This is a genomic window from Nocardia sp. NPDC051750, from assembly GCF_044453135.1.
Classification (GTDB): Bacteria; Actinomycetota; Actinomycetes; order Mycobacteriales; family Mycobacteriaceae; genus Nocardia.
Genome location: NZ_JBITCK010000003.1, coordinates 971,700 through 993,884, shown reverse-complemented (window position 1 = coordinate 993,884; position 22,185 = coordinate 971,700). Strand labels below are relative to the sequence as shown.

19 protein-coding genes are annotated in these 22,185 nt (G+C 68.0%); 3 read left to right on the top strand and 16 right to left on the bottom strand.

Annotated elements, in window-relative coordinates; translation table 11 throughout:
- Positions 1-5: 5 nt before the first annotated feature.
- From ACIA75_RS17750 to ACIA75_RS17730, 5 genes are read right to left on the bottom strand one after another with little or no spacing between them, the layout of a single operon-like run.
- Positions 6-1,196, bottom strand: a complete 1,191-nt coding sequence (locus ACIA75_RS17750; protein ID WP_397105045.1) for a CaiB/BaiF CoA transferase family protein — start codon at positions 1,194-1,196, stop codon at positions 6-8.
- Positions 1,197-1,221: 25 nt separating this feature from the next.
- The gene (locus tag ACIA75_RS17745) at positions 1,222-2,082 is read right to left on the bottom strand and encodes an enoyl-CoA hydratase/isomerase family protein (RefSeq protein ID WP_397105043.1); all 861 of its coding nucleotides are present in this window, start codon (positions 2,080-2,082) and stop codon (positions 1,222-1,224) included.
- A gap of 12 nt (positions 2,083-2,094) precedes the next feature.
- Entirely contained in the window at positions 2,095-3,057 is a 963-nt protein-coding gene (locus tag ACIA75_RS17740) for a TIGR03621 family F420-dependent LLM class oxidoreductase (RefSeq protein ID WP_397105041.1), read from the bottom strand.
- 39 nt (positions 3,058-3,096) lie between these two features.
- Positions 3,097-3,858 (bottom strand): SDR family NAD(P)-dependent oxidoreductase, encoded by a 762-nt coding sequence (locus ACIA75_RS17735; protein ID WP_397105039.1) that lies wholly within the window; start codon positions 3,856-3,858, stop codon positions 3,097-3,099.
- Positions 3,855-4,784 (bottom strand): HpcH/HpaI aldolase/citrate lyase family protein, encoded by a 930-nt coding sequence (locus tag ACIA75_RS17730; RefSeq protein ID WP_397105037.1) that lies wholly within the window; start codon positions 4,782-4,784, stop codon positions 3,855-3,857. The genes ACIA75_RS17735 and ACIA75_RS17730 overlap by 4 nt, the downstream gene beginning before the upstream one ends.
- 648 nt (positions 4,785-5,432) lie before the next feature.
- Here ACIA75_RS17730 and ACIA75_RS17725 point away from each other — a divergent pair.
- Positions 5,433-6,035, top strand: a complete 603-nt coding sequence (locus ACIA75_RS17725; RefSeq protein WP_397105035.1) for a TetR/AcrR family transcriptional regulator — start codon at positions 5,433-5,435, stop codon at positions 6,033-6,035.
- Positions 6,036-6,312: 277 nt separating this feature from the next.
- Here ACIA75_RS17725 and ACIA75_RS17720 read toward each other — a convergent pair whose 3' ends face one another.
- On the bottom strand, positions 6,313-8,016 hold the full coding sequence (locus tag ACIA75_RS17720; RefSeq protein ID WP_397105032.1) for a 3-ketosteroid-delta-1-dehydrogenase: 1,704 nt from the start codon (positions 8,014-8,016) through the stop codon (positions 6,313-6,315).
- 280 nt (positions 8,017-8,296) lie between these two features.
- Between ACIA75_RS17720 and ACIA75_RS17715 the strand changes: the two genes are divergently transcribed.
- On the top strand, positions 8,297-8,644 hold the full coding sequence (locus ACIA75_RS17715) for a hypothetical protein (RefSeq protein ID WP_397105030.1): 348 nt from the start codon (positions 8,297-8,299) through the stop codon (positions 8,642-8,644).
- Complete coding sequence (locus tag ACIA75_RS17710) at positions 8,637-9,332, top strand: Dabb family protein (protein ID WP_397105028.1); 696 nt, start codon at positions 8,637-8,639, stop codon at positions 9,330-9,332. Before ACIA75_RS17715 ends, ACIA75_RS17710 begins: the two co-directional genes overlap by 8 nt.
- A gap of 52 nt (positions 9,333-9,384) precedes the next feature.
- Here the strand turns inward: ACIA75_RS17710 and ACIA75_RS17705 are convergent, their stop codons facing one another.
- The 10 genes from ACIA75_RS17705 to ACIA75_RS17660 all read right to left on the bottom strand — a co-directional run bounded on the left by ACIA75_RS17705 (position 9,385) and on the right by ACIA75_RS17660 (position 22,156).
- On the bottom strand, positions 9,385-10,329 hold the full coding sequence (locus tag ACIA75_RS17705; protein WP_397105026.1) for an alpha/beta hydrolase: 945 nt from the start codon (positions 10,327-10,329) through the stop codon (positions 9,385-9,387).
- A gap of 33 nt (positions 10,330-10,362) precedes the next feature.
- Positions 10,363-11,982, bottom strand: a complete 1,620-nt coding sequence (locus tag ACIA75_RS17700) for a flavin-containing monooxygenase (protein ID WP_397105381.1) — start codon at positions 11,980-11,982, stop codon at positions 10,363-10,365.
- 250 nt (positions 11,983-12,232) lie between these two features.
- Positions 12,233-13,714, bottom strand: a complete 1,482-nt coding sequence (locus tag ACIA75_RS17695; protein ID WP_397105024.1) for an MFS transporter — start codon at positions 13,712-13,714, stop codon at positions 12,233-12,235.
- A 452-nt stretch (positions 13,715-14,166) separates the two neighbouring features.
- On the bottom strand, positions 14,167-14,475 hold the full coding sequence (locus ACIA75_RS17690) for a hypothetical protein (protein ID WP_397105022.1): 309 nt from the start codon (positions 14,473-14,475) through the stop codon (positions 14,167-14,169).
- 72 nt (positions 14,476-14,547) lie between these two features.
- Entirely contained in the window at positions 14,548-15,651 is a 1,104-nt protein-coding gene (locus ACIA75_RS17685) for a hypothetical protein (RefSeq protein WP_397105020.1), read from the bottom strand.
- Between the two features lie 99 nt (positions 15,652-15,750).
- Complete coding sequence (locus ACIA75_RS17680) at positions 15,751-16,170, bottom strand: helix-turn-helix transcriptional regulator (protein ID WP_397105379.1); 420 nt, start codon at positions 16,168-16,170, stop codon at positions 15,751-15,753.
- 206 nt (positions 16,171-16,376) lie between these two features.
- Positions 16,377-17,366, bottom strand: coding sequence for a LacI family DNA-binding transcriptional regulator (locus ACIA75_RS17675; protein WP_397105376.1), 990 nt, complete (start codon positions 17,364-17,366; stop codon positions 16,377-16,379).
- Positions 17,367-17,424: 58 nt separating this feature from the next.
- On the bottom strand, positions 17,425-18,672 hold the full coding sequence (locus ACIA75_RS17670) for an alpha-hydroxy-acid oxidizing protein (protein WP_397105018.1): 1,248 nt from the start codon (positions 18,670-18,672) through the stop codon (positions 17,425-17,427).
- Positions 18,672-20,123, bottom strand: a complete 1,452-nt coding sequence (locus ACIA75_RS17665) for a rhamnulokinase family protein (protein WP_397105015.1) — start codon at positions 20,121-20,123, stop codon at positions 18,672-18,674. Before ACIA75_RS17665 ends, ACIA75_RS17670 begins: the two co-directional genes overlap by 1 nt.
- Positions 20,120-22,156, bottom strand: a complete 2,037-nt coding sequence (locus ACIA75_RS17660; protein WP_397105013.1) for a bifunctional aldolase/short-chain dehydrogenase — start codon at positions 22,154-22,156, stop codon at positions 20,120-20,122. Before ACIA75_RS17660 ends, ACIA75_RS17665 begins: the two co-directional genes overlap by 4 nt.
- Between the last annotated feature and the right edge of the window lie 29 nt (positions 22,157-22,185).

The window sequence follows — 22,185 nt, the reverse complement described above, 5'->3', positions numbered from 1 at the left end:
GGGGGTCAGATGACGCCGCTGTCGCGCAACTCCGCGATCTCCGCGGTGTCGCGGTGGAGCAGTCCGGCGAGAACATCGTCGGTGTGTTCCCCGAGTTCTGCGCCCAGCCAACGGATTTCGCCCGGGGTCCCGGACAGGTTCGGGATGACTCCGGGGATGGTCAAGGGACCGATCCGGGAGTCGACGGTGACCAGCGTTCCGCGCTCCCGGTACTGCGGGTCCGCGAAGATGTCGGCGATGGAATTCACCGGGCCCGCAGGCACTTCGGCGCGGTGGCAGCGGTCGAGCGCTTCGCCCCGGGTGAGATCGCCGGCCCATTCGGCGACCAGCCGGTTGACTTCGTCGCGGGCCGCCAGCCGGGCGGCTTTGGGGCCGAAGCGCTCCGGGGTCGCCAGTTCGGGCCGGGACATGGCCGTGGCCAGCCGGGCGAACATCTCGTCGTTGCTGCAGGCGATGGCGATCCACAGCCCATCGGCGGTGCGGTAGTGGCTGTGCGGCACCACATTGACCGTGTCGGCGCCCATCCGTTCGCGCACGAATCCTGTTCGCTGGTAGGCCGGAGCGATCTCGTCCAGCGCACGGAAAATCGATTCGTACAGTGCCAGGTCGACGCATTGACCGCGGCCGGTCGCCTCGCGGGCGCGCAGCGCGAGCAGCACACCCACTACGCCGTAGAGGCCGGTCATATAGTCGGCCAGCGACGTCGACCCCGGGGTGACCGGCGGACCGTCCGGCTCGCCGGCCAGGTAGGCGATACCGGAGAAGCCGTGCGCGACGCGCGCGAATCCGGGACGGTCGCGATACGGTCCCTCCTGCCCATATGCCGAAACACGCAGCAGGATCGCGCGGGGGTTCAGCGCCTGGATCTCGGCGAAGCCGAACCCCCACCGTTCCATGACGCCCGGCCGGAAGTTCTCGATCACAACATCGGCGACCTGGATGAGCTCGCCCAGCAATTCGCGCCCCCGCGGGTCCGCGAGATTCAATGTCACCGACCGCTTGTTGCGGGCCTCACTGAGCCAGACGAGCGTGTCACCGCATTCGGTATCGCTGCCGAACCGGCGCAGGTTGTCGCCCGATCCCGGACGTTCGACCTTGATGATCTCGGCACCGAATTCACCGAGAACGGTCGCGCAGAACGGGCCGGCCAGATAGGTGCCCAGGTCGAGGACCCGGACACCTTCCAATGCATGCATGACGTACCTCCGGCGTCGGCGAGTGCTACTGGGTCTGTGACCAGGGCTTGTCGTCCCAGGCCCGGTCCAGCGGTTCCATCCCGCCACCGAAGGGGAAGAATTCACGCTGGGCGTAGGTTTCCCAGCCGATCCCCTGACCCATCTGGTCGAGGAACGCCCGCTTGAGCTCGTGGGTGAACAGTTGCCGGGTGTAGCGCAGCACCATCGGTGGTCGTTTGGCGAGGTCGTGCGCCAGTTCCCAGGCCCGGTCCAGCAGCTGGTCCTTGGGAAGCACCTCGGCTACCGCTCCCCATTCCTTCGCTTCGGCCGCCCCGAGTTTCTTGCCCGTCAGCAGCAGATAGCGCCCCCGGTTGTGGCCCACGAGGAAGTTCCAGATCACGTGCTGGCCGTCACCGGGCACTTGCCCGCGCGGGAAATGGGCGGCGTCGGAGAACCACGCGTCGTCGGAGGCCAGGACGATATCGGCCATCAACGGCACCTCGGAGTGGATATTGCACGGACCGTTCACCGCGCTGATGATCGGCACGTCGACGTTGAGCACGTTGAACATGAGATTGCGGTTGTACCAAGCTTTTTCGTCGAGCTTCCATTGCCCGCGAGCGCCCGGCATGGCCTGATAGATCGGTTCGGGCAGGCTACCGTCGGGCAGCAGGCCCCAATTCGCGTTGTAGTTCGCCCCGGTGCCCGTATGGATCAGCACTTTGATCTCGCGATCGCCGGCCACATCGGCGAAGGCGTCGGCCATCTCGTCGTGCGACTTCCAGTCCCATACCAGCGAATCACCGTCGGTGTGGCACTGCATGAACAGGATGCCGTCGTCGCTCAGCTCGAAGCGGTAATTGGCATACCGGTCCTTGTATTCGCTGTACCTCGTGCGCTTGACCATGCCGTTCCTCTCCTACTGCCCCGCCAGTCGCGCGACGACCGGGGCGAAACTCTCGATTTCGGATTGCTGAATGCTGAGGTAGTTCACGCCGAGCGTGTCCCGGCGCTCGACGAGCCGATCGCTGATCTCCGCGGCGGTCCCGATGAGGACATTCGGATGGTCGATCAACGTCTCGGCGGGTGCCCCGACGATGGCGGCGATCCGGTCGACAGCTCCTGCGCGGTCGGCGGTGACCGCCGTGAAGAACGGCGAGCTCTCGATATCGAGTTCGCCGAAGCGTTCACCGGCCGCCGCACGAACGTGGGCGGTCCGGCGCACGGCTTCCTGATGCGGCGTCCGGCCCCTGTCGTCGACCGGATCGAACGGCACAGTGCTGATACTCGCGATATCGGCTTCGCGCCCGGCCAGTCCCAGCACACGCTGACGACTGCCACCGATCATCAGGGGCGGGTGCGGCTTCTGCACGGGCTCGGGCGAGCCCGCGTAACCCTGTGCGGTGACGAATTCACCGTCGATCTCGAGCGGATCGCCGGCCGCGTGCGCCTTGTACAGCGCTATCACTTCTTCCAGCTTGTCCACCCGGCTCGCGGCTTCCGCGAAGCGCACGCCCATGGCCCGGTATTCCGGTGCGCTCCACCCCGCCCCGAGCCCGAACTCGAGCCGCCCGTCGGAGAGCAGATCGAGTGTGGCGGCCTCTTTCACCAGCACAGCGGGTACGTGATAGTCGACGCAGAAGACGCGGCAGCCGACCCGGAGCGTGGTGGTCACCGCCGCGGCGGTGGCCATCGCGGTGAGTGGCGCGAAATGCTGCGGTGGCCACCGGGCCTGCTTACTGGCCGATCCTTTGCCGAGATAGTGGTCGGCGAGGAAAAGCGTGGAATAGCCCAGATCCTCAACTTTGCGGGCCAGGTCGACCCATTGCCCGGCCGAGGCGGCGCGGGTCGCCTGCACGGCGAACCGGAACGGCTTTGTCATGGTGATGCCTCGTTGCGATCATCGAGCGATTCGGGTGGGTCAGCGGGCGACGTAGCCGCCGTCGACCGGAAGGGCAGTACCGGTGATGAACGATGATTCGTCACTGGCCAGGAACAACGCCGCGGCGGCGAGTTCCTCCGATCGACCCCACCGCTTCATCGGCTGCGGGGGTACCAGGTCGGCAGGTGGCGGGCCTCCGGCACCCCGGTGGGCCAACCCGGTCCAGGTCATACCGGGGCAGATCGCGTTGATCCGCACGCCCTGCGTTGCGAAGTCCAAGGCGGCGGATTTCGTCATCTGGACCACGCCGCCCTTGGCCGCGGCATACACCGCCTGCCCTTTCTGGCCGACCAGCCCCGCCGTCGACGCGGTATTGATCACCGAGCCGCCACCGGTGGCCAGCATCGCCGGGATCCCGTACTTCATCCCGAGATACACGCTCTTGAGATTGACCGCGACGAGCCGGTCGTAGATATCGTCGTCGAATTCGGTGAGGGGACCGCGCGGCCCGCCGTAGCCCGCGTTGTTGAACAGCACATCCAACCGGCCGAATTCGCCGACCGCGGTGGCGATCATCTGCTGCACGGCCTCGGGATCTGCCACGTCTGCGTGCACCGCGATCGCGCCGGCACCCAGCGCCGCGGCGCTCTGGTTCTCCTTGCCGCTGATATCGGCGCAGACCACCCGCGCCCCCTCCCTGACGAACAGTGCGGCGGTCGCGTGACCGATACCGGAGGCCGCGCCGGTGACCACGGCTACCTTTCCGGCCAAACGCCCTGCGCCGGAGCTATTTTCACTCACAACCGTGCCCCTGCCCGATTTCCGCCGGCCATATCGGCACGGCTGAGCACCGTCGCCGCATGACGCATATGCGCCGCGTCGACGAGCTGTCCCTCCTGTCCGATCGCGCCCGTACCGCCCGCTTCGGAGTCTCGGTACGCCCGCACCGTGGCGCCGGCCTCGGCGACCTCCGCCGCGGTGGGGGTGAAGACCTCGTGCGCGATCGGGACCTGACTCGGATGGATGGCCCACTTGCCGTCGAATCCCAAGGCGCCGGCATAGGTCGCGCTACGCCGATATCCGTCGGGATCCTGATACGCGGTGTAGGGGGAGTCGATGGCATCGACCCCTGCCGTTCTGGCGGCCGTCAGCACCTGCATCCGGGCGAAGTGCCAGAAATCGCCGGGGTAACCGGCCCGCGGCTGGAAGTTGCCGTCCACCCTCGCCTGCAATGACGCCGACAGATCGCCGGCGCCGAAGATGACCGCTTCGACCCGGGGGCTGGCCGACGCGATCCGGGTCGCGTTGGCCAGGCCCTCGGCCTCTTCGATGAGGACTTCCAAGCCGATCGGGCGAGTGAGTCCGAGTTTGGTTTCCAGCTGGGTGAGCAGGACATCGACCCACCAGATGTCGCGGGCCGTACGCGCTTTGGGCACGATGATGATATCGAGCGCGTCCCTGGCCCCGGTCACCACCGAGATGATGTCGTCGTGGCACCACTCGGTATCCAGCCCGTTCACGCGCACCGCACGCGTGGTGCGGCCCCAGTCGAGCCCGGTCAGCGCGTCCACGACGATCCCGCGCGACATTTCCTTCACAGACGGCGCACAAGCATCTTCGAGATCGAGGAAGACCAGGTCGGCTCCCGCCGCTGCGGCTGTCTCGCACATGGACTCGCTGCTGGCCGGCGTCGCCAGCTCGGATCGGCGAGCACGCGGTGTTCGCATGGGTTCTCCTTCACACCATGACCGGTCGGCCGGGCATACACGCCGAGGCCGGAACGGAGTCATATTTGGGCGATTGTTCAGTCAGGGGCACGACAGCCCCGCTTCCGGTGGCCCGGCGCTCACCTTCGGCGGCGACATCCAGCCCAACCGGCATCGCCTCAGAATCGGTTTCGAGCAGGTGATATGGCATCTACACTCACAGATGTGCCTCATTGCGCGCGAACGGGCTGCGTTCGGCACGCTCGATAGGTCAGCGACCATCGATTGCCCGGCAGGCCCCTCACAGGACCTGATTTCTTAGTCACTTGTTTAGCATGCGCCGTTCGATGCGGTCAACGAATCCGTCTTCAACTGAGCCATATTCCCAGCTAGAATCGATCAATCGGCGCCGCTGCGGGCGACAACAGCAGCGCCAGACCGCACGCTTTCATGTTTAGTCATTTGTTCAACTATGAATCATGACCTGTCGGCACCCCCACACACAGCCCGACGAGAAGCAGCAGTACAGGGTGCGGTTTCAGCGAATTCACCGGTACACAGGCACCCGATCTACGCAAACGGCCTCTCATACATTGCCTATCGCCTAACGTGTTAGGTTTTGGGCAAATGCATGACCCATCGACCCGACCATCAGGAATGAGGACAGGAGTGGCGAGCGCTCGCAAACTCGGTGCCCAGAACTCGAAGACCCGGGACGCCCTCATCAAGGCGACAACACAGGTCATGATCGACGAAGGCTACGCAGCAGTCACCACCCGCAGGGTCGCCGCGGAGGCCGGCGTCAATCCGGCACTGGTCTACTACTACTTCGCCACGATGGACGAACTGTTCCTGGAGGTTTTCCGGCGCGGCGCCGAAGCGAACCTCGAACGGCAGCGGCAGTCACTGTCGGCGGAACGCCCCCTGCACGCACTGTGGGAGGTGAGCACCGGGCCGTTCGGCGCGAAGCTGCTGATGGAGTTCATGGCGCTGGCCAATCACCGGAAGGACATCCGCGTCGAGATCGCCCGGTACATCGAGCGCTTCCGCGAGATCCAGCAGGCCGCCTTCACCTTCCTGCTCCGCGCACAAGGGGTGAACGTCGACGATATGCCACCGGTCCTGCTGTCCATCATGCTCGGCAGCTTCGCCTCCATCCTGGTGAACGAGCAAACCCTCGGTATCGAACTGGGCCATGCCGAGCTGACCGCGTTCGTGGAGCGTTTGATAGCCGGCCTCGAACCGCCCACACCCAACTCCGAACGCACCTGACACGTCGCCACTCCATCCAGGGGTGCCCGGGCAACGGCGCTGCAGCCGTGGGGCCCACCACTACCGTTCTCTCGCATCACCCGGCCGGATCGGACGGCCGATCGCCTGGGCCGCGCGTTCGACCGGCCCGGCTGGGCAGCGCTGCCCCGGCCTTGTTCCCGGTGCCGGTCGGCCGTCACCACGCGAAAACTCTCCTGACGCGTCAGCGAAACCAGCGGCGCACCCGATTTCGGGCCATCCCCCGCCCGCACCGTCGTGTCGTCGCCCAGCCCGCGTGCTACCCGGCCGGTTTCTGCGCGGCGGCGTGCCGCGCGGCGATGTATCCGTAGACGAGCCCCTGCCCGATGGTCGCTCCCGCGCCGGGGTAGGTCGCGCCGAAGGCATTCGCGGCGGTATTGCCGATGGCGTACAGACCGTCGATCACGCCGCCGTCCTCGCGCAGCACCCGGGCGTCGCGGTCGGCCACCAGACCACCGCAGGTACCGAGGTCGCTGAGGATCATCTGCACCGCGTAGTAGGGCGCCTTGTCCAGCGGTGCGAGATTCGGGTTCGGTGTCACCGTGGGGTCGCCGTAGTAGCGGTCGTAGGCACTCTCGCCGCGACCGAAGTCCGGATCGGTACCGGTTCCGGCGTAGCGGTTGATGGTGTGGAAGGTCTCGGTGAACGCGTCTACGGGCACGCCGATCGCCCGCGCCAGCGCCGCGGGATCGTCGGCGCGATGGGCGATTCCGGCGTCGAACCAGGCGCGCGGCAACGGCTGCCGCGGGTAGATCCCCCCGGCCATGATGTAGTTGTTGCGGTAGCGCTGGTCGAATACCAGCCACATCTGCTCGGCCGGGTCGCCGCGGCGCTCGCGGTCCAGCAGTGTCTGCCCGAACGACATGTAATCAGTGGCCTCGTTGATGAACCGCCGACCTGTCTGATCGACCACGAACGAACCGGGCAGTGACCGTTCGGCGAGCATGACCAGGGGCGCGCCGCCGGGCAGCGGTGCGAAGGCGGGGAACCACCAGGCCTGATCCATCAGCGCGATCCCGGCCTCGACTTCCTGGGCAGCGGCGATGGCGTCACCGGTGTTGCCTTCGGCGCCGAGGCTCGCGCCCGTGGCCAGCCGCGGCGACTGGAACTTGTGCCGGGCCGCCATATCGTGGTCGAACCCGCCGGCGGCGAGCACTACACCCCGCCGCGCCAGCACGGTGACCTCCTTGCCCGCTTGCCGCAGGACCGCCCCGGTGACCCGGTCGCCGTCCTGGATCAGGCGCACCAGGCTCGTCTCGGTCCACACCGGGATCCCGGCGCGCAGCACGCCGGCGAACAGACCGGCCGCCAGCGCCTGCCCGCCGGCCAGGTATTCGCGCCCGATCAGCATGCCGCCGATACCCAGCGCCGCCCGCCGCAGGATGCGCGAGAGCGCCTTCGCCGGTTTGCGCGCGAGCAGGTTCATCCACTTGTAGTCGGCGCCGGTCACCGGCATCGGAACCGGTGCCTCCATCACCCCGGGCCGCAGCCGCGGCCGTTCCGCACCCAGCACGGAGGCATCGAACGGGCGGCATTCGCAGGTGCGTCCTTCGGCCCGGCCGCCGGGCGCCTCCGGGTGATAATCGGAATAGCCCTGCGCCCAGAAGAAACGCATCGGGGTGGTTCGCTCCAGCATCGAGACGGCACTCGCGCCGGCATCGAGAAATGCCTGCCCCCGTTCGGCAGGTGCCGAATCCCCCACCACCGCACGGACATAGGTCGCTGCCTCGGACATCGCGGCCGCCCCGCGCTCGGGCAGGATCGAGCTGCCCGGAATCCAGAAGGCGCCGCCGGAACGCGCGGTCGAGCCACCGACATAGGCGGTCTTCTCCACGAGGAGGCTGGACAGTCCCCGTTCGTGCGCGGCGAGCGCCGCAGCCATACCGGTACCCGCCCCCACCACCAGGAGATCGACGGTCGTCTCGCAGGCAGTCGCGAGCGGGGGCATAGGCTTCTTCGCCATGGTTCGGGACTCCACTCTCAGAGATCGGGCCGGGAAATCTCAACCTAAATTCGGCGAACAAGGAGCCGGCCGCGCGTTTCCATTGAGCGGGAGAGTTCGGCTCGATTCCGCTCGACGGCCAGCAGCTGCCCCACGGGTTGAATCGGCAGTGCCCACGATTCGCTCGAGGTGGCCGGAACCGTGCAGCTCACCAGGGTGGGACAGCTACTCGGCGCGACCGGCTCCCGGCCACCGGGATGGCGGATCACCGCCTGCCGAACCGGCACCTACGTTCGATTCCATGGCCGAACCCACCCTGTACCTCATCGACCGCGTCGTGCTCAGGCCGGGCGCCGCACCGGCGTTCATCGACGCCTACCGCACCGGCTACGTGCCGAGCGCCCGGGCCCGCGGCCTCACGCTGGAGCGGATCCTGGTGAGCCCGCCGGTCTGGATCGACGGTGAGACGAACACCGTCACCGCCACCTGGACCGTGTCGGGCACGACGGCCTGGTGGGCCGCCGCCGTCCGCGGCAGACACGATCCGGCGCCCGCGCAGTGGTGGGAATCGGTGGCCTCGCTGATCGTGGAGCGCTCCCGATCCATGGCGAGCCGCGCCGAGGACGTGGCAGGGCTCTGCGATGTATAACGTGACCCGCCTGGTGCATCTGACCGACCCGGACGACGAGACGACCGCGGCGACACTCGTGCGGCGCCTCACCGCGGCAGCCGAATCGGCCGGCGCCCGGCATCCGCTGGTCGCGCGCACCCTGCCCGGGGCGCGCAACGGCGGCGATGTGCTGGCGCATCTGCAGTTTCGTTCCGAAGCGGACTGGACGCGGCATCGCGCCACGCTCGACGCGGCGACCACCGGGCCCGCGATCCGCCATATCGATGGGGTGGAGTACCTCGGCGGGACACAGGCGGATGGGCGCGCCGGACGCCGGCGGGATTCGCACCCACCCCGGGTGTACCGGACGCTGCTGCTGCGCGTGGATGCCGCGGCCGGCCCGGCCGAGATCCGCCGCTTCGAACACGCCACACTGCAGATGCCGCGGCATATCCCGGCCATCCTCGCCTGGCAGCTGAGCCCGGTACGGCAGGCTGTCGGCACCTCCCGGTGGACGCATGTCTGGGAGCAGGAGTTCGCCGATGTGGACGCCCTGCTCGGGCCCTATATGAATCATCCGGTCCACTGGGGACACGTGGACCGCTGGTTCGATCCGGAATGTCCCGAGCGCATAGTGAAAGACCGGGTCTGCCACAGCTTCTGCGTGATCCCGGCACCGGTCATCGACACGGTGCCGGAGATCGTGCAGACCGGCCGTCAGAGCTGAATCGGACCCCGGGCACGGTGACCGGCGCCTCCCGGCTCGCAGGTCGCCCCGGTCATGACACCTCCAGCACATCACGCATCAGCTTCCAGACCAGCTCGCGTGCCGGACCCGTCAGCGACAGGCTCGGAAAGGTCAGGAACCCGTGGAAGAGCCCGTCGAAGCGGTGCGCGGTGACCGGGACGCCCGCTTCGGTCAGCCGGCGGGCGTAGTCGTCTCCGGCCGAGCACGGCGGGTCGAGTTCGGCGGTCACCACCACCGCGGGCGGGAGCCCGGCCAGTGATTCGGCCTTGCTGGGCACCAGATACGGGCTGTCGGTGCCGTGCGGGGCGTACTGCTGCCAGTACCAGCGCATGGCGTCGGTGGTGTTGTAGTAACCCTGGCCGTACCGCCGGTAGGACTCGGTGGTGAAGTCGTCGTCGATGACCGGGTAGAGCAGAATCTGGGCGGCGATACGCGGACCGCCGCGGTCGCGGGCGGCCAGGCTCACCGTGGCCGCGAGGTTACCGCCGGCGCTGTCACCGGCCACCGCGATCCGGTCCGGATCGCCACCGAATTCGCCCACGTGCCCGGCGGCCCACACGACGGCCGCGTACATATCCTCCATCGCCGCGGGCCCGGGTGACTCGGGAGCGCGCCGATAATCGACCGAGACCACCACGACACCGACCGCGGCGGCCATGGACCGGCAGAATTCGTCGTGACTGTCCAGATCGCAGAACACGAATCCGCCACCGTGCGCGAACACCACCACCGGCAGGGCCGTGGGCCGCTCCCCTTCGGGCACGTACACGCGTACGGCCAGGTCACCGCCGGGGCCCTCGATCACGAGGTCCTCGGCACGGTGCATCCGAGGCTGCCGGGTGAGCGGCGCCCGCCGGGACGCGATGAGCTCGCGCAGTTCGGCGGGCTCGTGCCGGGTCACGTCGGGAAACGACTCCAGCGCCGAGAGCATCGCCTCGACTTCCGGATGCAGGTCGGACCGTCGTTGTCCGCCCATTTCGACCACGTCCTTCTCGTTGTTCGTACAAGTTCAGCCGGCCGTGGGTGCCGGGGCGAGTTCGAAGCCCTTGTACCCGGCGGCGGCGACCTCGGCGCAGAGGGTGTTGTAGTTGCCGAATCCGCCGATATAGGGCATGAACACTCGCGGCTTTCCGGGGATGTTCGCGCCCAGGTACCAGGAATTCGCGGAGGGGAACAGGGTGCCCGCCGCCTTGGCGTTACATTCGGCCACCCAGTCGTCGACGGCTTCCTCGGTCGGCTCGACGGTGGTGAACCCGTGCTCGTCGAGGTGGTCCAGGCAGCCGGCGATCCAGTCCACGTGCTGCTCGGCCATCAGCACCATATTGGCCAGCACGCTGGGGCTCCCCGGTCCGGACAGGATGAACATATTCGGGAAGCCGGCCACCGCGAGCCCGAGGTAGGTGCGCGGGCCCGCCGCCCACTCCGCGCGTAGTTCCCGGCCGTCGCGGCCGCGGATATCGATCCGGGACAGCGATCCGGTCATCGCGTCGAAACCGGTGGCGAAGATCAGCACGTCGAGGTCGTAGGCGGCCGCTGTGGTCCGGACACCGGTGCCGGTGATCTCGTCGATCGGCGTGCGCCGCAAATTCACCAAGGTCACGTTGTCGCGGTTGTAGGTCTGGAAGTAGCCGTCGTCGGTGACGATGCGTTTGGTGCCGATCGGATGATCGTCGGGAATCAGCTGATCGGCGAGCTCGGGGTCGTGCACCATCTCGCGGATCTTGGCCTCGACGTATTCGCGCGCGGTGTCGTTGGCGGCCAGGTTCGCTGTCTGGTCCGGGAAGGCCTTGGCGAACAGGTAGCCGCCGCGCTGCCACCACTGGTCGTAGATCCGGGTCCGCTCGGCGGCGTCGATGTCGAGGGCGCCCTTGGGATGCGGAGTGTAGGGGGTGCCGCCGCCGCTGAGCCGGGACAGCCGCCGCCGCTCGGCATAGTCCGCCTTCACCTCGGCCACGAATTCCGGGTCGAGGGGCCGGTTACCTGCCGGGATCGAATAGTTCGGTGTCCGCTGGAAGACGTACAGATGCTCGGCCTGCTCGGCGATCACCGGGACGGCCTGGATGCCGGAGGACCCGGTGCCGACGACACCGACCCGCTTGCCGGTGAGATCGACGGGCTCGTGCGGCCATTCACCGGTGTGGTAGATCTCGCCACCGAATGTGTCGCGGCCCGGGATATCCGGCATGTTGGTCGCCGACAGCACGCCGGTGGCCAGGAGGCAGAAGCGCGCGGTGACAGTCCGGCCGGTGTCGGTGGCGACGGTCCATCGCTGCGCGTGCTCGTCGTAGACCGCCGCCGTCACCCGCGTCCGGAAGTCGTAGGCCGAGCGCAGATCGTGCCGGTCGGCGACGTGATCGAGGTAGCGCAGGATCTCCTCCTGCGTCGCGAACCGCTCCGACCAGGTCCATTCCTGCTGCAACTCCTCGTCGAAAGAGTAGGAGTAGTCGATGCTCTCGACATCGCAGCGGGCCCCCGGGTACCGGTTGTGGTACCAGGTACCACCCACCCCTCCGGCCGTTTCGAAACCGTGCACCCGCATTCCGCGCCCGCGCAGTGTGTACACCGCGTACAGGCCGGAGATCCCCGCCCCGACCACGACGGCGTCGAAATCGCTGTCCTGAGTTGTCACAACATTCACTTCCCTCGATGATGCGGTCGCCGGCCGGAGCCACACCGTAAGGCGCGCAAACTCCGCCGCAACGACGCCTTCCCACCCAGCGGTCCTCCCGCCCGGAGGAGCCGCGGGGCTGCGACCGCGGAGTACGGCGCACTGGTTCCAGCTTGTCGAGCACAGCACCCCGGGTGATGTGGGACTCCTGCTGCCGGCCCTGGCCGATGACGGAAACGCTCCCGAAAACGGTCGTACCAGCAGCCGGCCGTCAGGCATAGGCGGCCGGTGTGGCGGTGCCTTCCTCGCCTTTCGTGATGTCGGCGGCCTTCGACGCCTGCTGTGGCGGCCGGCCGATGAACAGGCACAGGGCGGCCACGATCAGGGAGCACAGGAGGAACCACCCCAGCGCCAGGTTGTACGACGACAGCGCGGGCGCCGTAGTCTCCGGAACGGTGTGCATCGAGAGCATGACCGAGACAATGGCGACGCCTACGGCCGAAAAGGCCTGCCGGGCAGTCGCCAAGACGCCCGTCGTCACACTCGTGACGCCCTCGGGGACGGATTCGATGACGACTTTCGGGTAGCCCGCAAAAACGAACGCGGTGGCGACCGCGGCAACAGCGAAGACCCCCATCATCGCGGGCAGCGATCCGTGGCCCAGCAAGATCATGAGGTTGGTGGCGGCGAACAGCGCGGCCCCGAGGAGAAAGGCAGTCCGGCCTCCCCACCGGCCCGCGACCGCCCCCGCGATCGGAGAGGCAGCGAAACCGGTGAGCGCGGCGATCCCCGCCACCAGGCCCGTGGCCGTGGCAGACATCCCGAGCCCTACCGGCAACGACGCCGGAGATTGCAGGATCATCGGGGTGACAACGTTCAGGGCCCCGATGGGGCCCAGCGCGAGCACCGACAGCGCGATCAGGTTGAGCAGCATCCGCTTGCTCGCCAGCACGCGCAGGTCGACCAGCGGTTCGCGACAACGCATTTCCCAGCCGGTCCACACCGCGAGAATGCTCAGGCCGACGCCGAGGAAACCGAGCACGCCGGCACTGGTCCACCCCCACGCCGGACCCTGTGTGATGCCGAAGAGGAGCGCGGTCAGGCCGGGGGTCAGCAGGAGCGCGCCGACATAATCGAAACGGGGAAGCCCCGGCGGCGGCGGAGAGCCGGGAAGCCCGACAGCGACGACAAGGGAGGCCACGACAGCAAGGACGGCGGCGAGGACGAAGATCATGTGCCAGTCGGCGATATCGAGCAGCAGACCGGCGATCAGCGAACCACCCGATCCGGCCAGCAACGCGGCGCCCCCGATGAATCCCACAGCGACCGGGACCTTCCGCTCCGGTAGCGCCTCGCGAGCAAGGCCGTAGCAGAGCGGCAGAATCGCACCCGCGGCCCCCTGCACCCCCCGGCCGGCGATGATCGCGGCCATCGAGTCACCGAATATGCTGATCAGCGAGCCGAGCACCGAGATCATCATGACGACGATGAGGATCTTCTTGCGGCCGTACATATCACCGAGACGGCCACCGACCAGCGCCGTCGTCGCCGCCACCAGCATGAATGCCGTGACCGCCCATCCGGTCGTGGATGCGGGCGACCCGAAGATCTCACCGAACCTGGGCAATGCGATGAAAATCGTGCCGGCTTCGAAGGCACTGACCGATTCGGCGAGAACCAGCGCGGTGATGATCACCGCGGGCGATCGGAAAACCGGTGTACCGGCGGCGGTCCGGGGTGCGGGTTCGGCCATCGATTGTCCTCCTGAGCTGAGGTGGATCCAGGGCCGGGCCGCCGCGGCTCCCGACCCGCACACATGCGTCGAACACGAGAGACGCAGCGGCTCTCGCCCGATCGGATGACGGCAACCGAACCCAGCGGGCCTACGGCCCCGCGGAATACGGCACCAGCGCTCGCACCGGCACCACGTGGCGGACCGGGGAAGATCCACCGTGACGGCGGTCATAAGCAGCTGGCACTACGGACCATAAAGTGTGGTTGGTAAGGCCGCCCGCAGCGTTTCCGGTCAGCGAGACCGGGCAGGACAACGCAGGCTGTGGCTCGGGGCGGCCACTGAGGATAGCCGTCACCGCGCCGGATCGGACTCGTCATCGACCGGCTCGTCGTCATCCCCCGGCCAAGCCAGTGCGACTGTCAGGAAAACCAGCGCGAGCGCGAGAACAAAGAGTGCGATGTTCCAGATCATCAGGGCCTGCTGTCGCGGTCGAAACCCGGCCACCGATAGCCGAGCGGATACACCCGCATCGGTGTGATGAGCGCGGCGAGATCTGTGATCAGGCAACGGATCGTCTCGGCGTGCTCGTATCCAGGAACGACAACCGCATCGGCGGCGTATTCACAGAGGTGCTGCGCGACAATCATTCCTGAGATCACCGGTCCCGTGTCGGTGATGACGGTGAATACCACCCGATAGCCGTGACGGTGGGCGAGAGTGTGCAGGTCCGTACCGTGGCCGGGGATATCCCTCCGGATGAACCCGATCGCTGTTTTCACACCGGTAGCGTCGCGCCGAACGGGGCGCCGCCGCCAACAACCAGGCGCTGTACAACGGTGAGCTGTACGAGTTCAGCCCAAGAACGCGACCGCGCGGCGCAAGGCGGCGATCCCAGCAGCTTGCACCGGATGCTCGGAGAGAATGCCGGCCACATGCTCAGGGGTGAACGGTTGCCATTCGAGGATGCGACCTTCGTCGTTGCTGTTCAGCACTGCACCGAAGAGGGAATCGAAGACCGGCCCCTCGATCACGACGGCGGTCAGTAGATCGGTCGCGAAGCTCAATGGATCGACACCGAGGCCGAGGCAGTATGCCGTAACGGCACTGTCCGTGCGAGCCTGATCGAGGCGCGCGGCAAATTCCCAGGCTCCATAATCGATGGGCGCGATATCGCTGCCGTGCTCTTCGCTCGCACCACTCAATTCTTCGGCGAACTCGCGAGTCATATTGCGCCACAGCGAGAAATCGTTTCGAATGTTCCATTCGGCGTAGCCGGACGGCTGGAAGATCCCCACCGGTACGACTTGGTACACCCCACCGGCGTGGCCGACCTTGCGCGGATCACGCCAGTGCAGCAGGAACGACTTCGCGCCGGTACCCGGATCACGGCGGATGGTGACCGTGCTGATGGCCACATTGACAGGCCGCTGCGCAGGATCGCAGGGGTTCTCAACCGCTGCTCGAACTCCGGAGAGGTCTTCGTGACCTTGATGGACCAGGGCGAACTCATGCGCTGCGGCCTCCCCGACGTTGATGCTGTCGAAGTAGGACCCGAGACCGAATCGCATCGACGGTGTCTCGCCGGTGAGGTCGGCATGCAGGAGCCGGAACGTCGGCCGATCCTCGAACACCGTGGGTGCGACGAGTTCGCCGATGGCCTGGGCGTAGCTGGTGTACTGCTCACCGTTCTCACGGACCGGCAGAACGACACCCGCCGCCGCCGGAGTGCCCGCCACCGATGAGGTATCCAGAGACAGCGTCACCTCTCCCAAGGGGATGGGTGCGTCGGGAATCCACTGTGAGTTCGCCAGCAGTGGAGAGTCGGCCACACGGGGTAGTGCGGCGTACCCCTGCGCTGCGGCATTGTCGAGTGTTGGCCGGTGCTCACGCACGTAGGTCCGTGTATCTATCCACGCGCGCTCGCTCGCGGTCAACGTGCGTGTGGTCCGGCTCATCGCATACTCCCGGGCGTCGGTCTCAGCTGATCAGACTGTGCCGATGTTCCCATGCCAATGCCAGGCAAGCTGCGCCCGGCGCGGCGAGTGGCGCGGTCCCTAGCAGCCGGTCGACCGCTGATGCCGTGAACGGGATGCCTTCAGCAGCGGGGTGTTTCCGGGCTCGGCGCGATGCTGGTTGAGCCACTGACGCTGAACGCGCCACCGCCCCCGGCTCGCCGCCACGGCTGCGGTTGTTTCCTGCGGCGCGTGTCCACCACGCCTGCGACCGGCGAGACCGAGTTCTTCAGCGGGTATGCCCAATACGCGCATGAATCCATGCCGCTGATCCAAAGTCACATTCCGAACCCCGGTCTCCACCTGGCTGAGGAACTGCTGAGTGATGCCCAAGTCCCGGGCGACTGCTGCTTGTTTCAGCCCTCGCGCCAGCCGATACTCCCGGACCAACAGCCCTACATGCCGGTCCGTCCCTCGCCGGTCGCTGCGCCCCAACCACGCGACCTCACTCGTCCCGTCCACAGTCGAATCCTCCCCGAAAGCCTGGCCATCTGTGACGATATCCACCAACAGCAACACCTCGGGTATGTGGGCGGCCCCACCACCTCCCGGTAGCGTTTGAGTCGGGAGCCGCTTTCGGTGAATCCCCCGTTCATGCGAACCGCCGGATGCCCGGCCCACCAGGTTCGGCCCGAGGCGAGGCGCACGATTACACAGGAGAACCGCGGCTACTGTCCGGTGGAGGCGCGCTCGATGAGGGCGGGGCGGTAGCAGATGTGTTCGGGTTCCCCTCCCCCGCTGTTCGCGGCGGCGACCAGTAGGTCGATGGCGGAGGAGCCGATCTCCGCGCGGGGCTGGCGGATCGAGGTGAGCGGGACGACGGCGGACTGGGCGAAGTCGATATCGTCGTAGCCGACCAGTGCGACCTCGTCCGGGACCGCGATACCCCGCAGGGTGAGGGCCTGCAGGACACCGATCGCGAGTAGGTCGTTGACGCAGAACACGGCGTCCGGCCGTTCGCCGGCAGGAAGGCCGGCGAGCCGTTCGCCGGCTTCCCGGCCGGCCAGGACGGTGGGTGCGGGGGTGTCGATCAGTGTCAGGTCGACACCGGAATGGTCGGCGGCGGCGCGGCGGGCGCCGAGACGCCGGTCCGCGACCTGGGGCAGCGTGGCGGGACCGCCGACCACGGCGATGCGGCGGCGGCCGAGGGCGCACAGATGGCGTACCGCCAGGTCGCCGCCGGCGATATCGTCGACTGCCACCGAGGAGAACGGCGTGCCGTGGCCGTCACGGTCCACCAGCACCACCGGCATACCGCGCTGGTGCAGCGCGACCAGACGTGCGTGGTCGTGCCCGGCCGGGGTGATCATGAGTCCGGAAACGCGCTGTTCGTCGAAGGTATCGAGGTAGCGGCGCTCGCGGCGGGGGTCGTCGTCGCTGGAGCCCAGCAGCACCACGAGATCGTGGTCGGCGGCGCGTGACTGGGTGGCGCGGGCGACGTCGGAGAAGAACGGGTTGCCGATATCGAGCACCACCAGGCCGACGCAGCGGGAGCGACCGGCTTTGAGCTGGCGGGCCGCGTCGTTGCGGACGAAGCCGAGCCGGTCGATAGCGGCGTGCACGCGTTCGACGGTTGCGGGCGCCACCTTCTCGGGTGCGTTGAGCACATTGGAGACGGTGCCGACCGACACCTGGGCCGCCGCGGCGACCTCCCGCATGCTCACCACAGGTACCCGCACCTCCTCCGTGCCGGTGCCGGCACCTCGCCCGAATCGCTCACCCCTGATCTTGGCCAGGGACGGGGCGCGGGGCAAGTCTGGTCAGCTGGGTGACGTGGCGGGGCTCCAGTTCCTCCAGGCAGGTCACACCGAGCAGGCGCATGGTGCGTTCGATCTGCCCGGTCAGTATTTCCACCGCGCGAGCTACACCGGCCTCGCCGCCGGCCATCAGGCCGTAGAGATAGGCGCGGCCGATGAGGGTGAACCTGGCGCCGAGCGCGATCGCGGCGACGATATCAGCGCCGGACATGATGCCGGTGTCGAGGACGACCTCGGTGTCCTTGCCCAGCTCGGTCGCCACCTCGGGCAGCAGATGGAACGGTACCGGCGCCCGGTCCAGTTGTCGCCCACCGTGGTTCGACAGCACGATGCCGTCGACCCCCAGGTCCACCACGGCGCGCGCGTCGGCCAGGGATTGGATGCCTTTCACCACAACTTTGCCCGGCCACTGCTCGCGGATCCAGGCCAGATCGTCGAAGTTCACCGTCGGGTCGAACATGGAGTCGAGGAGTTCGGCGACGGTGCCGGACCAGCGATCGAGCGAGGCGAAGGCCAGCGGCTCGGTGGTGAGGAAATCGATCCACCAGCGTGGGCGGGGCAGCGCGTCGAGCACGGTGGCCGGGGTGAGCGCGGGCGGGATGGACATACCATTGCGGGTGTCGCGCAGGCGGGCGCCGGCCACCGGGACATCCACGGTCACCACCAGGGTGTCGAAGCCCGCGGCGGCGGCACGTTCGACCAGGGCCATCGAGCGGTCCCGGTCCTTCCACATGTAGAGCTGGAACCAATTGCGGCCGTGCGGGTTCGCCGCAGCGACATCCTCGATCGAGGCGGTGCCCATGGTGGACAGCGAGAACGGGATACCGGTGCGACCCGCGACCCGTGCGCCCGCGTACTCACCCTCGGTCTGCATCATCCGGGTGAAACCGGTGGGGGCGATCCCGAACGGCAGGGAAACCGGGCCGCCGAGCACGTCCCAGCCGGTGGTGACCTTGGAGACGTCGCGCAGGATCGCCGGGTGGAATTCGATATCGAGGAACGCTTGCCGGGCACGATCCAAGGAGATCTCGCCCTCCGCGGCGCCGTCGGTGTAGTCGAAGGCGGCACGCGGGGTGCGGCGCTTGGCGATACGGCGCAGGTCCTCGATGGTGAGTGCCGCGTCGAGCCGCCGCCGAACACCGATGTGCGGCTTCTTGAACTGCATCAGCGGCGCGAGATCGCGGGGCTTGGGGAGCTGTCGTTTCATCAGCTTGCCTTCCTGACGGGTTCGGTGCGCGGCGCGTAACGCTGCGGTGGGTACGCGGCGGCCACCTCGGCACGCAGTGCGTCCACATCGCCGTGCAGCAGGCCGTGTGTGCGGGCCTGCACCAGTATGTTCCCGAGCGAGGTGGCTTCGACGGGGCCGGCCGATACCGGGACACCGGCGTGCTCGGCCAGCAGCCTGCACAGCAATCGGTTGCGGGCACCGCCGCCGACCAGGTGGATCGTGCGCACCGGGATGCCGGTCAGCTCCGCGGCCGTCCGCACGCCGGCGGCGAAGGCTGCGGCGAGGCTTTCGACGATGGCACGCACCATCGGAACCGGACCGTCCGGCACCGGGAGTTCCCGGGCGGTGTACCAGTCGGCGATCCGGCCGGGCATATCGCCGGGGGTGAGGAATACCGGATCGTCCACATCGAAGACGGCCGCCGGGGCGGGTGCGGCGGCGGCCGCGGCGAGCAGCCGGGCGAGGTCCACCGTGCGGTCGGTGCGCTGCCAGTGCCGCACCGATTCGCTGAGCAGCCACAGACCCATGACGTTGTGCAAGTAGCGGTTGCGCCCGTCGAGCCCGGCCTCATTGGTGAAGTTGGCCGCCTGCCCGGCTTCCGAGATCAACGGTGCGGGCAGTTCGACGCCGACCAGTCCCCAGGTGCCGCAGGAGATGTAGGCGGCCGCCTCCGGCACCATCGGCACCGCGGCCACCGCAGATGCGGTGTCGTGCGAGGCGACGGTGCTCAGCGTGAAGGCGCGGTCCAGCCCGAAAGCCGCGGCGACACCGGGCAATATCGGGCCGAGTGTCGTGCCGGGTTCGACCACGTCCGGGAAAAGGTCCGGCAGCCCCAACCGGGTCCGCACCTCGTCGTCCCAGCGGCCGTCCAGCCCGAGCAGTCCGGTGGTGGATGCGTTGGTGCTTTCGGTGACCCGGGCCCCGGTCAGCCAGTAGCCCAGCAGATCCGGGATCAGCAGCGCCTCGTCCGCGACTTCCAGCGCACCCGACAGTTGCTCGGCGGCGAGCTGATAGATCGTGGTGAAGGGCAGGAACTGCAGCCCGTTGCGGCGGTAGAGCTCCTCCTGGTCCACCACCGCGTGCACCGCGGCCACACCGGCGGCCGAGCGGGGGTCGCGGTAGTGGTAGGGCAGACCTAGCGCCGCGCCGTGCCGGAGCAGACCGTAATCGACTGCCCACGAGTCGATTCCGGCGCCCAGCAGGTTCGGTTCCAGCCTGGCGGCCTCGGCCAGTCCGTGTCCGATATGCCGGTAAAGACCGGGCAGATCCCAGTGCAGCACCTCTCGATCGCCGTGCCACAGCGGCAGCGGGTCGTTGGCGAACCGGGCAACCTGCCGCATATCGATGCGGCCGGGTCCGACCCGGGCCACCATGACCCGCCCGCTCGTGGCGCCGAGATCGACAGCGGCGATCGCGCCGGTGCCGGTCATCGCAGGAACGCCGCGGCGACCCCGGCGTCGACCGGCACGTGCAGGCCGGTGGTGTGCGAGAAGTCCGCACTGCACAGCGCGAACGCGGCATTGGCGATGTGCTCGGGCAGCACCTCGCGTTTGAGCAGGGTGCGCTGCGCGTAGAAAGCGCCCAGATCGGACTCCTCGACACCGTAGACGGCGGCGCGCTGCGCGCCCCAGCCGCCGGCGAAGATTCCGGAGCCCCGGACCACGCCGTCGGGGTTGATGCCGTTCACTTTGACGCCGTGCTCGCCGAGTTCGGCGGCCAGCAGCCGCACCTGATGCGCCTGATCGGCCTTGGCGGCGGAGTAGGCGATATTGTTCGGTCCGGCGAACACCGAGTTCTTCGACGAGATGTAGAGGATATCGCCGCCCATGCGCTGGTCGATCAGTGCGCGGGCCGCGGCCTTGGAGACCAGGAACGAGCCCTTGGCCATGACGTCGTGCTGCAGGTCCCAGTCGGCTTCGGTGGTCTCGAGCAGCGACTTCGACAGTGAGAGACCGGCATTGTTGACCACCAGGTCCAACCCGCCGAACGCGAGCACCGCCGCGTCCACCGCCGCCTGCACCTGGCTCTCATCGGTCACGTCGGCGCCGAAGCCGATCGCCACATCGGCCGAGCCGATCTCGGCCGCGACCTCGGCGGCTTTGTCGCCGTCCCGGTCCGCGACCACCACGCAGGCGCCCTCGGCGGCGAGTCGCTGCGCGATGGCTTTGCCGATGCCGGAGGCCGCGCCGGTGACCAGCGCGATCCGAGTGGCCAGCGGCTTGGGCTTCGGGCGGCGCGCCAGTTTGGCCTCCTCCAGCGCCCAGTACTCGATCCGGAACTTCTCCAACTCGTCGATCGGCTGATACCGGGACACCGACTCCGCGCCCCGCATGACATTGATTGCGTTCAGGTAGAACTCACCGGCCACCCGCGCGGTCTGTTTGTCCGCGCCGTAGCTGAACATCCCGACGCCCGGGATCAGCACGATCGCCGGGTCGGCGCCGCGCATGGCCGGCGAATCGTCGGTGGCGTGCCGCTCGTAGTAGGTGCGGTATTCCGCCCGGTAGGCCTCGTGCAGCTCGGTGAGCCGTTCCTTGCACTGTTCGAGCGAGGCGTCGGCGGGCAGGTCGAGTACCAGCGGCGCGACCTTGGTGCGCAGGAAGTGGTCCGGGCAGCTGGTGCCCAGGGCGGCCAGTCGCGGATGTTCGGCGCGGGACAGGAATTCCAGCACCGTCGCGGTATCGGTGAAATGCCCGACCTGGCGGCGGTCGGTGGCGGCCAGCCCGCGCAGGAACGGCGCCAGCGCGGCCGCCTTGGCCCGGCGTTCCGGCTCCGGCAGCGCCTCGTATCCGGACAGCACCGGTCCGAACGGCTCCGCCTTCCCGTTCACCGCCAGGAACCTTTCGATGGTTTCGATGATCTCCCGGGAGTGCGCCTCGGCCTCGTCGGAGGTATCCCCCCAGGCGGTGATGCCGTGCCCACCGAGGATGGTGCCGATAGCCTGCGGATTGCGCCGGCGGATCTCGGCGATATCCAGGCCGAGCTGGAATCCGGGACGCCGCCACGGCACCCACACCACCCGGTCGCCGAAGATCTTCTCGGTCAGCTCCGGGCCATCGGCGGCGGTGGCCAGTGCGATCCCGGAATCCGGGTGCAGATGGTCCACATGCGCCGCCTCCACCAGACCGTGCATGGCGGTGTCGATGGAGGGCGCGGCACCACCGCGACCGTGCAACGTGTAGTCGAACGCGGCGACCATCTCGTCCTCGCGCTCCACCCCCGGGTAGACACCGGTCAAGGCACGCAACCGGTCCAGCCGCAAGACTGCGAGTCCGGTCTCGGTCAGGGTGCCGAGATCGCCGCCGGAGCCCTTGACCCACATCAGCTCGACGGGCTCACCCGTCACCGGATCGATGTCGGTGCCCTTGGCGGAGGTGTTACCGCCCGCGTAATTGGTGTTCTTCGGATCGGCGCCGAGCCGGTTGGACCGGGCGATGAGTTCCGCGACCGTGGGGTGGGTCATGACGAATATTTCCTCTTTCTGGTGTCGGT

Coding starts and splice junctions, on each gene's coding strand:
- ACIA75_RS17715 (WP_397105030.1), top strand. CDS start 8,297: ATGGCCGAACCCACCCTGTACCTCATCGACCGCGTCGTGCTCAGGCCG.
- ACIA75_RS17740 (WP_397105041.1), bottom strand. CDS start 3,057: ATGACAAAGCCGTTCCGGTTCGCCGTGCAGGCGACCCGCGCCGCCTCG.
- ACIA75_RS17685 (WP_397105020.1), bottom strand. CDS start 15,651: ATGAGCCGGACCACACGCACGTTGACCGCGAGCGAGCGCGCGTGGATA.
- ACIA75_RS17670 (WP_397105018.1), bottom strand. CDS start 18,672: ATGAAACGACAGCTCCCCAAGCCCCGCGATCTCGCGCCGCTGATGCAG.
- ACIA75_RS17660 (WP_397105013.1), bottom strand. CDS start 22,156: ATGACCCACCCCACGGTCGCGGAACTCATCGCCCGGTCCAACCGGCTC.
- ACIA75_RS17720 (WP_397105032.1), bottom strand. CDS start 8,016: ATGGCGAAGAAGCCTATGCCCCCGCTCGCGACTGCCTGCGAGACGACC.
- ACIA75_RS17710 (WP_397105028.1), top strand. CDS start 8,637: ATGTATAACGTGACCCGCCTGGTGCATCTGACCGACCCGGACGACGAG.
- ACIA75_RS17695 (WP_397105024.1), bottom strand. CDS start 13,714: ATGGCCGAACCCGCACCCCGGACCGCCGCCGGTACACCGGTTTTCCGA.
- ACIA75_RS17730 (WP_397105037.1), bottom strand. CDS start 4,784: ATGCGAACACCGCGTGCTCGCCGATCCGAGCTGGCGACGCCGGCCAGC.
- ACIA75_RS17665 (WP_397105015.1), bottom strand. CDS start 20,123: ATGACCGGCACCGGCGCGATCGCCGCTGTCGATCTCGGCGCCACGAGC.
- ACIA75_RS17745 (WP_397105043.1), bottom strand. CDS start 2,082: ATGGTCAAGCGCACGAGGTACAGCGAATACAAGGACCGGTATGCCAAT.
- ACIA75_RS17675 (WP_397105376.1), bottom strand. CDS start 17,366: ATGCGGGAGGTCGCCGCGGCGGCCCAGGTGTCGGTCGGCACCGTCTCC.
- ACIA75_RS17750 (WP_397105045.1), bottom strand. CDS start 1,196: ATGCATGCATTGGAAGGTGTCCGGGTCCTCGACCTGGGCACCTATCTG.
- ACIA75_RS17705 (WP_397105026.1), bottom strand. CDS start 10,329: ATGGGCGGACAACGACGGTCCGACCTGCATCCGGAAGTCGAGGCGATG.